Source organism: Streptomyces sp. GL_140 (genome assembly GCF_057834465.1).
The window spans coordinates 2,029,611-2,043,682 of record NZ_CM174404.1 but is presented as its reverse complement, the minus strand read 5'-3'; the positions used below and the strand labels follow the sequence as shown (position 1 = coordinate 2,043,682).

At 70.7% G+C, this 14,072-nt stretch carries 13 protein-coding genes; 8 read left to right on the top strand and 5 right to left on the bottom strand.

What is annotated here, in order from left to right:
* Positions 1 to 2: 2 nt before the first annotated feature.
* Both AC3IYJ_RS09500 and AC3IYJ_RS09495 read right to left on the bottom strand, forming a co-directional pair.
* Entirely contained in the window at positions 3 to 1,400 is a 1,398-nt protein-coding gene (locus tag AC3IYJ_RS09500; protein WP_489400871.1) for a metallopeptidase TldD-related protein, read from the bottom strand.
* Entirely contained in the window at positions 1,400 to 2,923 is a 1,524-nt protein-coding gene (locus tag AC3IYJ_RS09495) for a TldD/PmbA family protein (protein ID WP_489400870.1), read from the bottom strand. Before AC3IYJ_RS09495 ends, AC3IYJ_RS09500 begins: the two co-directional genes overlap by 1 nt.
* A gap of 184 nt (positions 2,924 to 3,107) precedes the next feature.
* Between AC3IYJ_RS09495 and fabG the strand changes: the two genes are divergently transcribed.
* The 3 genes from fabG to AC3IYJ_RS09480 all read left to right on the top strand — a co-directional run bounded on the left by fabG (position 3,108) and on the right by AC3IYJ_RS09480 (position 5,350).
* Positions 3,108 to 3,827, top strand: a complete 720-nt coding sequence (gene fabG / locus AC3IYJ_RS09490; protein ID WP_489400869.1) for a 3-oxoacyl-[acyl-carrier-protein] reductase — start codon at positions 3,108 to 3,110, stop codon at positions 3,825 to 3,827.
* Positions 3,828 to 3,832: 5 nt separating this feature from the next.
* On the top strand, positions 3,833 to 4,603 hold the full coding sequence (gene fabI, locus AC3IYJ_RS09485; RefSeq protein ID WP_489400868.1) for an enoyl-ACP reductase FabI: 771 nt from the start codon (positions 3,833 to 3,835) through the stop codon (positions 4,601 to 4,603).
* A gap of 300 nt (positions 4,604 to 4,903) precedes the next feature.
* Complete coding sequence (locus AC3IYJ_RS09480; RefSeq protein WP_489400867.1) at positions 4,904 to 5,350, top strand: hypothetical protein; 447 nt, start codon at positions 4,904 to 4,906, stop codon at positions 5,348 to 5,350.
* Here AC3IYJ_RS09480 and AC3IYJ_RS09475 read toward each other — a convergent pair.
* Entirely contained in the window at positions 5,331 to 6,026 is a 696-nt protein-coding gene (locus AC3IYJ_RS09475; protein WP_489400866.1) for a FadR/GntR family transcriptional regulator, read from the bottom strand. The two genes, AC3IYJ_RS09480 and AC3IYJ_RS09475, sit on opposite strands and share 20 nt — an antisense overlap.
* 78 nt (positions 6,027 to 6,104) lie before the next feature.
* Here AC3IYJ_RS09475 and AC3IYJ_RS09470 point away from each other — a divergent pair, with 78 nt between their 5' ends.
* From AC3IYJ_RS09470 to AC3IYJ_RS09455, 4 genes are all read left to right on the top strand, one after another.
* Positions 6,105 to 7,427, top strand: a complete 1,323-nt coding sequence (locus AC3IYJ_RS09470; protein WP_489400865.1) for a CynX/NimT family MFS transporter — start codon at positions 6,105 to 6,107, stop codon at positions 7,425 to 7,427.
* A 5-nt stretch (positions 7,428 to 7,432) separates the two neighbouring features.
* The gene (locus tag AC3IYJ_RS09465; RefSeq protein ID WP_330295703.1) at positions 7,433 to 7,555 is read left to right on the top strand and encodes an SGM_5486 family transporter-associated protein; all 123 of its coding nucleotides are present in this window, start codon (positions 7,433 to 7,435) and stop codon (positions 7,553 to 7,555) included.
* A gap of 149 nt (positions 7,556 to 7,704) precedes the next feature.
* Entirely contained in the window at positions 7,705 to 7,905 is a 201-nt protein-coding gene (locus AC3IYJ_RS09460; RefSeq protein WP_489400864.1) for a hypothetical protein, read from the top strand.
* A 163-nt stretch (positions 7,906 to 8,068) separates the two neighbouring features.
* Complete coding sequence (locus AC3IYJ_RS09455) at positions 8,069 to 8,587, top strand: SixA phosphatase family protein (protein ID WP_489400863.1); 519 nt, start codon at positions 8,069 to 8,071, stop codon at positions 8,585 to 8,587.
* An 88-nt stretch (positions 8,588 to 8,675) separates the two neighbouring features.
* Here AC3IYJ_RS09455 and serB read toward each other — a convergent pair whose 3' ends face one another.
* Positions 8,676 to 9,875 (bottom strand): phosphoserine phosphatase SerB, encoded by a 1,200-nt coding sequence (gene serB / locus AC3IYJ_RS09450; RefSeq protein ID WP_489400862.1) that lies wholly within the window; start codon positions 9,873 to 9,875, stop codon positions 8,676 to 8,678.
* 353 nt (positions 9,876 to 10,228) lie between these two features.
* Here serB and AC3IYJ_RS09445 point away from each other — a divergent pair, with 353 nt between their 5' ends.
* Positions 10,229 to 12,736: an ABC transporter ATP-binding protein/permease gene (locus AC3IYJ_RS09445; protein WP_489400861.1), complete on the top strand. Its 2,508-nt coding sequence runs from the start codon at positions 10,229 to 10,231 to the stop codon at positions 12,734 to 12,736.
* A 125-nt stretch (positions 12,737 to 12,861) separates the two neighbouring features.
* Here the strand turns inward: AC3IYJ_RS09445 and AC3IYJ_RS09440 are convergent, their stop codons facing one another.
* A complete protein-coding gene (locus tag AC3IYJ_RS09440; RefSeq protein WP_489400860.1) occupies positions 12,862 to 13,533 on the bottom strand; it encodes a transglycosylase SLT domain-containing protein in 672 nt (223 codons plus the stop codon).
* Positions 13,534 to 14,072 lie beyond the last annotated feature (539 nt).

Genomic DNA, 14,072 nt, shown 5'->3' with positions numbered 1-14,072 from the left:
GATCAAACTCCCTTGCTGACCGAACTCATGTTGAAGTCGGGGATCCGCAGGGCCGGCATCGCCGCCCTGGTGAACCAGTCGTTCCATTCGCGCGGCAGGGTCTTCTCGGTCCGGCCGGCCTCCGATGCCCGCGAGAGCAGGTCCACGGGGGACTCGTTGAACCGGAAGTTGTTGACCTCGCCGACCACCCGGCCGTCCTCCACCAGGTAGACGCCGTCCCGCGTCAGGCCCGTGAGCAGCAGCGTCGCCGGATCCACCTCGCGGATGTACCAGAGGCAGGTCAGCAGCAGTCCGCGCTCGGTCGCGGCGACCATCTCCTCCAGGGACTTGTCGCCGCCCCCGTCCAGAATCAGGTTTCCGAACGCCGGGGACACCGGCAGGTCGGTCAGGCCCGCGCTGTGCCGGGTCGTGGTCAGCCGGGCCAGCTCGCCGTTCTTGATCCACTCGGTCGCGGGGACCGGCAGGCCGTTGTCGAAGACGGAGGCGTCGTCGCCGGAGCTGTGCGCGATCACGAACGGCGCGGACTCCAGGCCCGGCGCGTTGGGGTCGGAGCGCAGGGTCAGCGGCAGCTCGGTCAGCCGCTCGCCGAGCCGGGTGCCGCCGCCGGGCTTGGAGAAGACCGTCCGGCCCTCCACCGCGTCCCGGGCCGCCGCCGACCACATCTGGTAGATCAGCAGGTCGGCCACGGCCGTCGGCGGCAGCAGCGTCTCGTACCGCCCGGCGGGCAGGTCGATCTTCCGCTCCGCCCAGCCGAGCCGGACCGCCAGCTCCGCGTCCAGCACGGTCGGGTCCACGTCCTTGAAGTCCCGCGTCGCGCGGCCGGCCCAGGCCGAGCGCTGGCGGTCCGGGGACTTCGCGTTGAGCTCCAGGGTGCCGTTGGGCTGGTCGTGGCGCAGGCGCAGCCCCGTAGAGGTGCCCACGTACGTGGAGACCAGCTCGTGGTTGGCGAAGCCGTACAGCTCCCGGCCGCCGGCGCGGGCGCGGGCGAAGGCCTCGCCGAGGGCCGGGGCGAAGGCGTCGAAGACCGAGGAGGAGGTCTCGGCCGGGGCGTCGGTGAAGTCCGGCGAGTACGGGGTCCCCGTGACCAGCGGCTGGGCGTCCTCGGCGGCGGCCGCCTCGCGCGCGGCCGCCTCGGCGGCCCGTACCAGCGGCTCCAGGTCCTCGGCGGTGACGGCGGAGCGCGAGACGACCCCCGAGGCCGTGCCCTCCTTGCCCTCGACCGTGGCGATGACGGTCAGGGTCCGGCCGCGGGTGACGCCGTTGGTCGTCAGGGCGTTGCCCGCCCAGCGCAGGTTGGCCGAGGACTGCTCGTCGGCGATGACGACACAGCCGTCGGCGGTGGAGAGCTCCAGCGCCCGCTCGACGATCTCGTGGGGCTTGGTCGTTCGGTTCGTCGCCATCAGCGTCCGGCCTCCTGCGTGGTGTTCAAGATGTTCACGTCGCGGAACAGCGTGGACGGGCAGCCGTGCGAGACGGCCGCCACCTGGCCCGGCTGGGCCTTGCCGCAGTTGAAGGCGCCGCCCAGCACGTAGGTCTGCGGGCCGCCGACCTTCTCCATCGAGCCCCAGAACTCGGTGGTCGTGGCCTGGTAGGCGACATCGCGCAGTTGTCCGGCCAGCTTGCCGTTCTCGATCCGGAAGAAGCGCTGTCCGGTGAACTGGAAGTTGTAGCGCTGCATGTCGATCGACCACGAGCGGTCGCCGACCACGTAGATCCCGCGCTCCACCCCGCCGATCAGGTCCTCGGTCGAGAGCCCGCCCGGATCCGGCTGGAGCGAGACGTTCGCCATCCGCTGCACCGGGACGTGCCCGGGGGAGTCGGCGAAGGCGCAGCCGTTGGAGCGCCCGAGACCGGTGAGCTTCGCGATCCGCCGGTCCAGCTGGTAGCCGGCCAGGGTGCCGTCCTTGACCAGGTCCCAGCTCTGCGCCTCGACGCCCTCGTCGTCGTACCCGATGGTGGCCAGCCCGTGCTCGGCGGTCCGGTCGCCCGTCACGTTCATGAGGGGGGAGCCGTAGGTGAGCTTGCCCAGCTGGTCGAAGGTGGCGAAGGAGGTGCCCGCGTACGCCGCCTCGTAGCCCAGCGCCCGGTCCAGCTCGGTGGCGTGGCCGATGGACTCGTGGATGGTGAGCCACAGGTTGGACGGGTCCACGACCAGGTCGTAGCGCCCGGCCTCGACGCTCGGCGCCCGCATCTTCTCGGCGAGCAGCCCGGGGATCTGCTCCAGCTCCGTGTTCCAGTCCCAGCCGGTGCCGGTCAGGTACTCCCAGCCGCGCCCGGCGGGCGGGGCGATGGTGCGCATGGAGTCGAACTCGCCGCTGGCGGCGTTCACCGCGACGGCGGTGAACTGCGGGTGGATGCGGACCCGCTGCTGGGTGGTGGAGGTGCCCGCGGTGTCGGCGTAGAACTTGTTCTCGTGGACCGCGAGGAGCGAGGCGTCCACGTGGGCCACCCCGTCGGCGGCCAGCAGCCGGGAGCTGAAGTCGGCGAGCAGCGCCGCCTTCTCCGCGTCCGGCACCTCGAAGGGGTTCACGTCGTAGGCGGAGATCCAGGTCTTGTCCGCGTGCACGGGCTCGTCGGCGAGCTCGACCCGCTCGTCCGAGCCGGCCGCCTTGATCACCTTGGCGGACAGCTTGGCCATGGCCACGGCCTGCGAGGCCACCTTGGCGGCGCCGTCCATGGTCAGGTCCACACCGGAGGCGAACCCCCAGCTGCCGGCGTGCACGACCCGGACCGCGTATCCGAGGTCGGTGGTGTCGGAGCCGCCGGACGGCTTGGCGTCCCGCAGCCGCCAGGAGGCGCTGCGGATCCGCTCCAGGCGGAAGTCGGCATGGTCGGCGCCCAGCGCGCGGGCCCGGGCGAGCGCCGCGTCGGCGAGCGCCCGCAAGGGCAGCGCGGTGAAGGCCGCGTCGATGGAATGGGGCACGGAGGTCCTCCCGGGGTCGGGGCAGCTGGCACGATCATGTCGCGCGGCGGCTTGCCGTGCCTACATCTTTCTGTAGGGACTCGACAGAGCGCGTACCGAGGCCCTGTGGGAGCCCGATTCTCCGTATGGGGTACCTGACCTATAGGTTTTTGGTATTCAGACCGCTAGTCGAAAGGGTGATCCGTTGAGCCGCTCGGTTCTCGTCACCGGAGGAAACCGGGGCATCGGCCTCGCCATCGCCCGAGCCTTCGCGGAGGCCGGAGACAAGGTCGCGATCACGTACCGGTCGGGCGAGCCGCCGGCGGAGCTCGCCGCTCTGGGCGTGCTGGCGGTCCGCTGCGACATCACCGACTCCGACCAGGTCGACCAGGCGTACAAGGAGATCGAGGACGCCCACGGCAATGTGGAGGTCCTGGTCGCCAACGCCGGCATCACCAAGGACACGCTGCTGATGCGCATGTCCGAGGACGACTTCTCCTCGGTCGTGGACACCAACCTGACCGGCACCTTCCGCGTGGTCAAGCGCGCGAACCGCGGGATGCTCCGCGCCAAGAAGGGCCGCGTCGTCCTGATCTCCTCGGTCGTCGGACTGCTCGGCTCGGCCGGCCAGGCCAACTACGCCGCGTCCAAGGCCGCGCTGGTCGGCTTCGCCCGTTCCCTCGCTCGCGAGCTGGGCTCCCGCAACATCACCTTCAACGTCGTCGCCCCGGGCTTCGTGGACACCGACATGACGAAGGTGCTCACCGACGAGCAGCGTGCGGGCATCGTCGGCCAGGTGCCGCTGGGCCGCTACGCGCAGCCCGAGGAGATCGCGGCCGCGGTCAGCTTCCTGGCGTCCGACAACGCCGCGTACATCACAGGAGCCGTCATTCCCGTTGACGGCGGATTGGGCATGGGTCACTGATCACCATGAGCGGAATTCTCGACGGCAAGCGCATCCTCATCACCGGGGTGCTGATGGAGTCGTCCATCGCCTTCCACACCGCCCGGCTGGCCCAGGAGCAGGGCGCCGAGGTCATCCTCACCGCGTTCCCGCGGCCGACGCTGACCGAGCGCATCGCACGCAAGCTGCCCAAGCCCGCCAAGGTGATCGAGCTCGACGTCACCAACGACGAGCACCTGGCCCGCCTGGCGGACCTCGTCGGCGCGGAGCTCGGCGGCCTCGACGGGGTCGTCCACTCCATCGGCTTCGCCCCGCAGGACGCCCTCGGCGGCAACTTCCTGAACACGCCGTTCGAGTCGGTCGCCACGGCGATGCACGTCTCGGCGTTCTCGCTGAAGTCGCTGACCATGGCGTGCAAGCCGCTGTTCCCGGCGGAGGGCGCGTCCGTCGTCGGCCTCACCTTCGACGCGCAGTACGCCTGGCCGCAGTACGACTGGATGGGCCCGGCCAAGGCCGCGCTGGAGGCCACCAGCCGCTACCTCGCCCGTGACCTGGGCAAGGAGAACATCCGCTGCAACCTGATCTCGGCCGGTCCGATCGGCTCGATGGCCGCGAAGTCCATCCCGGGCTTCTCGGACCTGGCGGACGTCTGGAACCACCGCTCCCCGATGGAGTGGGACATGGCGGACCCGGAGCCGACGGGCAAGGGCGTCGTCGCCCTGCTGTCGGACTGGTTCCCGAAGACCACGGGCGAGATCGTCCACGTGGACGGCGGCCTGCACGCGATGGGTGCCTGATCCGGCGTGCTCGATCCTGACGGTGCCTGATCCAGGGACCGGTTCCATCCGTACGGCGGCGGCCGCGGCTCCCTTTCCGGGAGGCGCGGCCGCCGCCGTTTTCGGCTGCGGGCGGGTGCGGGCGACGGGGGCCCGTACCCGTCCTGGTGTGTCCTGACGGCGCCCGGGTGCTGTTCCCGCGGGCGGTTCGATCAGATTTTCGGCGTCTGATCAGATCTTCCCGAGTCGAAAATCGTGACATTTGCCTGCAAACTGGCCCCGTCGGGATCTTCCCGGCTCCTGTGGGGAGGAGGTACGGGAGTGCGTGCGAGGCGGAGCCGAGCGGTATCGCTACTGGTCACCTCGGTGGTCCTGACCGCATTCCTGGTCCCGGGGGCCGTCGCACAGTCGGAGGACATCGACCCCGCGCCCGGCCCGGAGACGGTGGCCCCCGCCGCGGGGGACCGGGCCGTCGTGGACCTGACCCAGATCCCCGTCGAGCCGCCCGTACGCCCCGCGCAACCCGCGGCCCGGGAGCTCTTCGGCGCCGACTGCGACACCGAGATCCTGGGCTCGCAGGTGATCGCGAACTGCCACAACGGCTATCCCGAAACCGACGTGGTCCGCCTGCACGTGGAGTGCGACCGCTGGTGGGACGTGGACGGGGACGGCGCGGCCGTGGCCATCGGACCGGCCGGCCGCGCCGACCTCACCGGCCGCTGCTGGAAGGAAGTCCGCTCCGCCTGGGTCAGCCACCGGCGGCAGTGACCCGCGCCTCCTTGCCCAGGCAGGCGAACGGATAGCCGGCCGCCTCCGAGGCCGCCGTGTCCGCGTCCCCGCTCCGGATCGCCTCGACCAGCCGGGCGTGGTCCATGTGCGACGCGGGATCGAGGTCCGTGCCCACGTCGCCGCGCAGCCAGTCGGCCACCAGATCGCCGAGGTCCGCGTACAGCTCGATGAGCACGTCGTTGTGCGAGGCCGCCACCACCGCCATGTGCAGGGCCACGTCCGCCGCGATGAACACCTCCGCGTCCCCGCCCGACCAGGCCTCCTCGCGCCGGGCGAGCAGCGCGTCCAGCTGTACGAGGTCCCGCGCGGTCCGCCGCTCCGCCGCGAGGCGGGCCGCCGAGGACTCCAGCGTCGAGCGCAGCTCCGCGATGTGGCGCGGGTCGGCCCCGGCGAAGCGGCGGTGCATCACCCCGGCCAGCTCGCTGGTGGCCAGGACGTAGGTCCCCGAGCCCTGGCGGATGTCGAGGAGGCCGTTGTGCGCGAGGGCCCTGACGGCCTCCCGCACGGTGTTGCGGGCGACCCCCATCAGCTCCACGAGCTCGGGCTCGGTGGGGATGCGGGAGCCGACGGGCCATTCGCCGGTGGTGATCTGGTTCCTGAGCTGGGCGATCACCTGGTCGACGAGCGCGGATCGCCGGGGCGAGGTCAGCGGCATGCGGTCGGGGGTCCTTTCCGGACGCGGAACGGGAAGCAGACTGGACAACCAATCATCCCATGATTCTATGATGGTTCAATGTCCGAAGAAATCCAGACCTTAAACCAACCCCAGGCCGCGCGCACGGCATCTCCGCGGCCCACTGCCGCCATGCGTGCGGCGTCCGCCCTCCACCCGGCCCCGCAGCCGGCGTGGCTCGGACCCGTGCTCCTCGTCGGCATCGTGCTGGCCGCCCTCAACCTGCGGCCCGCCATCACCAGCCTCGGCGCCCTCTTCGAAGAGACCCGTACGGGTCTCGGCATGAGCGGCACCGTGGCAGGCCTCATCACCTCCGTGCCCACGCTCTGCTTCGCCGTCTTCGGCGTCACCGCGCCCCGGCTCTCCCGCCGCTTCGGCCCGGCCGCCGTCGTCTGCGCCGGCATGGCCGCCGTCGCCGCGGGCCTGCTGATCCGGCCCTTCGCGAGCAACGCCGCCGGGTTCCTCGCCGCCAGCGCCCTGACCCTGGCCGGCATAGCCCTGACCAACGTGCTCCTGCCGGTGATCGTCAAGCGCTGGTTCCCGGACCGGGTCGCCACCATGACCGGCCTCTACTCCATGGCCCTGGCCGCCGGCACCTCGCTCGCCGCGGCCGCGACCGTCCCGATGACCGAAGCCCTCGGCGGCAGCTGGCGCACCGGCCTGCTGATGTGGGGCTTCCTCGCCGTGGCCGCCGTACTGCCCTGGCTGGCCATCGCCGCCGCCGCCCGCAAGGAGAGGGCGGCAGCCGCCGACCCCGCACGCCCGGCCGGCCGCACCGGAGCCGACACCGGGCCGCGCGTCGTGCGCAGCCGTACCGCGTGGGCCCTCGCCGGCTACTTCGGCCTCCAGGCCACCGGCGCGTACATCACCATGGGCTGGCTCCCGCAGATCTTCCGCGACGCCGGAGTCTCCGCCTCCACCGCCGGAGTCCTGCTCGCCGTCACCATGGTCATGGGCGTCCCGCTCGCCTTCGTCATCCCCGGCCTGGCCGGACGGATGAAGAACCAGGGCCCCATCGCCGCCGCCCTCGGCCTCTTCGGCCTCGTCGGCTACCTCGGCCTCTACCTCGCCCCCGTCGGCGGAGCATGGGCCTGGGCCCTGCTGCTCGGCGTCTCCAACTGCTCCTTCCCGCTCGTCATCACCCTGATCGGGCTGCGCGCAAAGTCCCCGGCCGGCGTGGTCAAGCTCTCCGCCTTCGCACAGAGCACCGGATACCTGATCTCCATCCCCGGACCGCTCCTCATCGGCGCCCTCTACCAGCACAGCGGCGGCTGGGACCTGCCCCTGGCCCTCATGGCCGGACTGCTCGTCCCGCAGATCGCGCTGGGCCTGCTCGCGGGCCGGGACCGCACGATCGAGGACGAATGCGGCATGCGAGACTGAACGGCATGTCGCCCGTACTCGAACCCAATCCCCAGAACGGCCACAAGAAGCTCGGCCTCGTGCTGGGCGCGATGCTCCTCGTGACCGTGATCATCTCCATCATCGCGACCATTGCCTCCCCGGGATAGCAGGACCGTTGGTGGGGTTATCCCCCCAACCCCTAGGGGGTCAGGCTCAGGGTGAAGTGGGGTGCGTCCCCGATGGGAACCGCCGGCTCGAATCCTTAGATTCGAAGAGCAAGAGCGAGACCGTCCCACGCGCACCCACGGAGGCGGCCATGTCGGCCCCCACGCACACCCCCGCCCCCCGAGCCCTCGGGGCCAACGCCCGCCTGCACTGGTGGACGCTCGCCCTGCCCGCCCTCGCCTTCGCCCTCCTGCTCACGCTCCTCGCCGGATCCGGCGAGGCCCAAGCGGCCTCCGGCGGCGGCTCCGCGCTCGTCCAGGTCACCCACCAGCTGCTGCGCGCCGTCGGCTGACAGCGCACCAGGTCGCGGGTGTCGGGCGCCACGACGGGGCGGAGGCCGCCCGACGCGGGACCGGAGGCGGGCGGGCGCAAGTGCGCCCGGCGCTCCTCACACGCCCGGGTGAGCCCCTCAACACCCTGCGCCCCGTGGCTCGATTCATGCGAAGCTGGGAGCCATGAGCGCCGACACACCCCGCAGGATCGTCCTCCTCCGGCACGCCAAGGCCGAATGGTCGGACGGCACGGACCACGACCGCCCCCTGGCGGAGCGCGGCCGTCACGACGCCCCGGCGGCCGGCCAGAAGCTGGCCCAGACCGGTATCACCTTCGACCTGGCCCTCTGCTCCAGCGCGGCCCGGACCCGCGAGACCTGGAAGCTGGCCGTCCAGGAACTGCCGCACCGGCCGAAGACCTCGTACGAGGAACGGCTCTACGAGGCCTCGCTCGGCGAGCTCATCGCCCTGCTCAACGAGACCTCCGACGAGGTCGACAATCTGCTGGTCATCGGCCACAACCCCGGCATGCACGCCCTCGCCGACGCCCTGGCCGGGACCGCGGAGGGCGACGTACTGGCCCGGATGAACCGCTCCGGCTTCCCCACCTCCGCGATCGCCGTGGTCTCCTTCACCGGCTCGTGGAAGTCCGTGGAGCACGGCATCGGCACCCTGCTCGACTTCTGGACCCCGCACGTCTGAGCGCGGTCAGCGCCCCCGGACACCAACGACGGAGCGGGCCCCGGCACGGACTAGTGCCGGGGCCCGCTCCGTCGTGGGGCAGGATCGCTCACGCCAGGTCGGCGGCCTCGACCTCTTCGCGGGTGATGCCCAGCAGGTACAGCACGGCGTCCAGGAACGGCACGTTCACCGCGGTGTCCGCGGCCTGGCGGACCACCGGCTTGGCACAGAAGGCCACGCCCAGCCCGGCGGCGTTCAGCATGTCCAGGTCGTTGGCTCCGTCGCCGATGGCCACCGTCTGGGCCAGCGGTACGCCCGCCTCCGCGGCGAACCGCCGCAGCAGACGGGCCTTGCCCGCCCGGTCCACGATCTCGCCGACGACCTTGCCGGTCAGCTTGCCGTCGACGATCTCCAGGGTGTTCGCGGAGGCGAAGTCCAGCCCGAGCCGCTCGCGCAGATCGTCCGTCACCTGGGTGAACCCGCCGGAGACCACGCCCACCTGGTAGCCGAGCCGCTTGAGGGTGCGGATCAGGGTCCGGGCGCCGGGGGTCAGGCGCACCTCGGAGCGGACCTTGTCCACGACGGAGGCGTCCAGGCCCGCCAGCAGCGCGACCCGGGCGTGCAGGGACTGCTCGAAGTCCAGCTCGCCGCGCATGGCCCGCTCGGTCACCTCGGCGACCTCGGCCTCGCAGCCGGCGTGCGCCGCGAAGAGCTCGATGACCTCGTCCTGGATCAGCGTGGAGTCCACGTCCATGACGACGAGGCGCTGGGCCCGCCGGTGCAGCCCGGCCGAGACCACGGCCACGTCCACGCCGATCTGCGCGGCGGCGGTGGCCAGGGCGGTGCGCAGCGGCTCGGTCTCGGTGCCCGAGACGGCGAACTCCACGGCCGTCACCGGATACTTCGCGAGCCGGAAGATGCGGTCGATGTTGCCGCCGGTGGAGGTGATCCGGGCGGCGACGGCGGCGGTGGACTCGGCGGTGAGCGGGTGCCCGAGCACGGTGACGTGCGAACGGCCGCTGCCGCGCGGCCGGTTGTCACCGGTGCCGGAGAGGATCTCGGCCTGCAGCTTGAGCGAGTCGGCCCAGCTGTGGACGGTGGCCCGCAGCTCGCCTTCGGAGCTGTCGGTCGGATGGGTGACGAGGGCGCACAGGACGATGCGGCCTCGGGTGACCACCTGCTCGATGTCGACCACGTCGACGGAGTAGGCGGCGAGGGTGTCGAACAGCCCGGCGGTGATCCCGGGACGGTCCTTGCCGAAGATCTTGACGAGGAGGGTGGGGACGTCGGAGGTCTGCGAAGCGCTCATGGTGCCTTCACCGTATCTCCCCGGCCTGCGGGCAAGGACTCCCGTCCCACCTGGCGGAACCGTTTCGCTCCGGACGGCCCCGGACCGGCGGCGGACCGGCTCGGGAGCGGCCCGCGGCCGAGCGGGTCCCGCACCCCTTCCGGGGCGCACCACGAGCAGCGCGGGGTGGTCGGGAAGTCCCGAATCGCACACTCCGGGAGACTTTCGACCCTCCCCGCAGGGCCCTTCGTGCCCCGTGACGTGGCCCGGATTCCCCTTGTGGCCGTGCGCCTGAAATAGTTCCCCCGGATGTTCGCCATCCCTAGACTCCCTGACGTCATGGGGGATTCTCGGGGGACTTAAGTGGGGCTGGAGTGCCGGAACTCGTACTGGAATTGAATGGAAGGACCTGGACGCTCGATCCGTCCAGGTCGTACTCGCTGGGGCGCGATCCCCAGGGAGACGTGGTGATCGATGACGCCCGGGTGTCGTGGCGACACGCCACCATCGCCTGGAACGGGCGGGGTTGGGGGATCGAGGACCACGGGAGCACCAACGGCACGTACGTGCACGGGGCGAGGGTCCAGCAGGCCGAGCTCGTGCCCGGTACGCCGGTGCACCTGGGCAACGCCACCGACGGCCCGCGGCTGAATCCCGTCGCGGGCGCGGCCGCGCCGGTGCCGCAGCCGGCCGCTGCGCAGCAGTCGGCCCAGGCGTACGCGCCGCCGCAGCAGCCCCAGGCCCCGCAGGCCTGGGAACAGCAGCAGCCGCAGCAGCCTCAGCAGGTCCAGCTGCCGCAGCAGCAGGCACAGCAGCAGGCACAGCAGCAGGCCCCACCGTTCCCTCAGCAGCAGGGCGGCGGCACACCGGGCTACGGGGACCACCGCAGCCCGACGACGTTCCACCAGCTCGCGCTGGGCCACGTCATCCGGATCGGCCGTGCGCTGGAGAACGAGCTGGTGGTCTCCGACCTCCAGGTCTCGCGCCACCACGCGGAGTTCCGCTCGATGCCGGGCGGCCGCTTCGAGATCCGCGACCTCGGCAGCCACAACGGCACCTACGTCAACGGCCAGCCGGTGGCGAAGTCCGGTACCGCGCTGCTCGGCCCGAACGACATCGTCGGCGTCGGCCACTCGACCTTCCGGATCGTCGGAGACCGGCTCGAGGAGTTCGTCGACACCGGTGACGTCTCCTTCTCGGCCCGCCACCTCACGGTCACGGTCGACGGCGGCAAGCAGATCCTCAAGGACGTCACCTTCGGCGTCCCGGAGAAGTCGCTGATCGGTGTCATCGGCCCCTCCGGGTCCGGAAAGTCGACGCTGCTCAAGGCGCTCACGGGCTACCGCCCGGCCAACGAGGGCGACGTCCTCTACGACAACCGCAACCTGTACAAGCAGTTCGCGGAGCTCCGCCAGCGCATCGGCCTGGTCCCGCAGGACGACATCCTGCACAAGGAGCTGCGGGTCCGCACCGCCCTGAAGTACGCGGCCAAGCTCCGTTTCCCTGCGGACACCACCGAGTCCGAGCGGGCCGCCCGCATCGACGAGGTGCTGCGCGAGCTCAAGCTCGACATCCACAAGGACAAGAAGATCACCGCGCTCTCGGGTGGCCAGCGCAAGCGCGTGTCCGTGGCCCTGGAGCTGCTCACCAAGCCGTCGCTGATCTTCCTGGACGAGCCGACCTCCGGCCTCGACCCGGGCATGGACCGCGATGTCATGCAGCTGCTGCGCGGCCTCGCCGACGACGGCCGCACGGTCCTCGTGGTCACCCACTCCGTCGCCGAGCTGGCCATCTGCGACAAGCTGCTGGTCATGGCGCCGGGCGGCTCGGTGGCGTACTTCGGTCCGCCGGACGAGGCGCTGAACTTCTTCGGCTACACCACCTGGGCCGACGTGTTCTCCGCCTTCGAGAGCTACCGCGACTACGACTGGGCCGGCCGCTGGAAGGGCTCCCAGCACTACCAGCTGTACGCGGCCGACATCGACGCGGTCGCCCCGCAGTCGGTGCAGCCCGCCGTGCAGCAGACGCGGCCCCCGAAGCCGCAGGGCTGGGGCTCCCAGCTGTGGACGCTGATCCGCCGCTACCTGTCGGTCATCGCGTCCGACAAGGGCTTCATCGGCCTGATGCTGATCCTCCCGGCGGTCCTGGGCGTGGTGTCCACGGTCATCCCGGCGAAGTTCGGCCTCGTGGCCCCGCCGACCGGCTTCAACACCGCGGCCGGCACGATCATCCTGATCCTCGCGGTCGGCATGTGCTTCTCGGGCGCAGCCAACTCCGTCCGTGAGCTGATCAAGGAACGGGTGATCTACGAGCGGGAACGCGCGACGGGCCTGTCCCGGTCGGCCTACCTGATGTCGAAGGTGATCGTCCTCGGCTTCATCACGGCCGTCCAGGGCGTGATCATCTGCGGTATCGGCTTCTTCCCGCGCGACTTGCCGACCGAGGGCCTCTTCATGCCCCCGGCCGTCGAGATCTGCCTGTCGATCACCGCGCTCGGCTTCACCTCGATGATGTTCGGTCTGGTCATCTCCTCGCTGGTGAAGACCTCCGAGAAGACGATGCCGCTGCTGGTCATGTTCGCGATCGTCCAGGTCGTCTTCACCGGCATCCTCTTCCAGGTCTACGACTCCTTGGGCCTGGAGCAGGTCGCCTGGCTGATGCCGTCCCGCTGGGCCGTCGCCGCCGCAGGCACCACCCTGCACCTGACCAAGCTCATGGCCCCGTGGGACCGCGAGCACCCGGAGAACACCGACCCGCTCTGGGACGCCACGGTCGGCCAGTGGAGCTTCGACATCATCGTGCTGATCCTGCTGGGCGTCGCCTGCGGCTTCGCGGTCGCGCGCCTGCTGCGCCGCCACGAGCCCGAGGTCATGCGCAAGTAGCACCCGGTACCGCCGTACGCACGAACGCCTCGTAGCCCCGTACGGCACGCACGAACGCCTCAGGGCGGCACCGGAACACCGGGGCCGCCCTGAGGCGCATGGGGGGCTGGGGGGACGTCTGAGGCCTAGTAGGCGCTGTTGACGTTGTCCATCGAGCCGTAGCGGTCGGCGGCGTAGTTGCACGCGGCGACGATGTTCGCGACGGGGTCGTACAGGTCGAACTTCGTGCCCTTGACGTGGTAGGCGGCGAAGGTCGGCTGGATCACCTGGAGCAGGCCCTTGGACGGGATGCCGTTCTGGGCGTTGATGTCCCAGTTGTTGATCGCCATCGGGTTGCCGCTCGACTCGCGCATGATGTTGCGGTGGATGCCGGCGTACGTGCCCGGAATGCCCTCCCGCTTCATGATGAAGAGGGCTTCCTTGATCCAGCCGTCCAGGTTGTTCGCGAAGACCGGGGTGCGGGCGGCCGATCGGCTGGCGGCCTCCTTCGCGTCACGGTCCTTCTTCGCGTCCGCCTCGGCCTTGGCCTTGGCGGCGTCCGCCAGGACCTTGGCCTGCTTGTCGGCGACGACCTGCTGGACGGTGAGGTGCTGGTGCATGGCCTGCGTCTGAGCGTTCTCGACGACCTTGGACCAGGCGACGGGGGCGGTGGCCACGACCGTCGAGGTCTCACCGGCGCCGGCCGGGACGAGGGAGAAGGCGAGGGCGGCGGCGCCCAGGGTGGCTACACCGGCGATCGAAAGCTTGTGGGCCTTCGTCAGACGACGACTGTGGCCGGGAGTGCTGGTCTCGGACATGCGTAGCAACCTCTTCGAATAGCGGGAGCCGCATGAAAGCGCCGCGAGGATCCGGGGATCAGCGGCGCTGTGCGACGAGGGCAATTCTTAGCGGTGGCAAAAACGCCTGGCAAAGGTGTGACGTACGATGCTGCTTAGTGGATCACGGGCGGTTGATCGGCACCCATTTGACCGCTCGGCGCTAGGTGGGGCAGTGCTGACAGCATCCTTATTTGTCCACTAGGGAACTTCGTAAGTGATCTGCGTCCTATGCTCGGGCTCACATCGGCCGCGTAACAATCTCACCGAATGTTGCGGCAGCAATTCATTGAGTCACCGATCTCATCCTTGAGTAGCAGGCGAACCGCCCGGAACTCCTGCCAAAGGCAGAGAAGGACCCCCGATCCGGCCTCCTCAGGCCGTACACCCGCTCCGCCCACCGTCGCCCCCGGTCCGGCGGCGAGCGGACCCAGGGCCGAACGGCATGGCGCAATGTCCGTTATATGCAGTCCCTATCTCCGTAGCGCCCGCGCCCCGTCCCACACCCGGCCCCCGCCTCG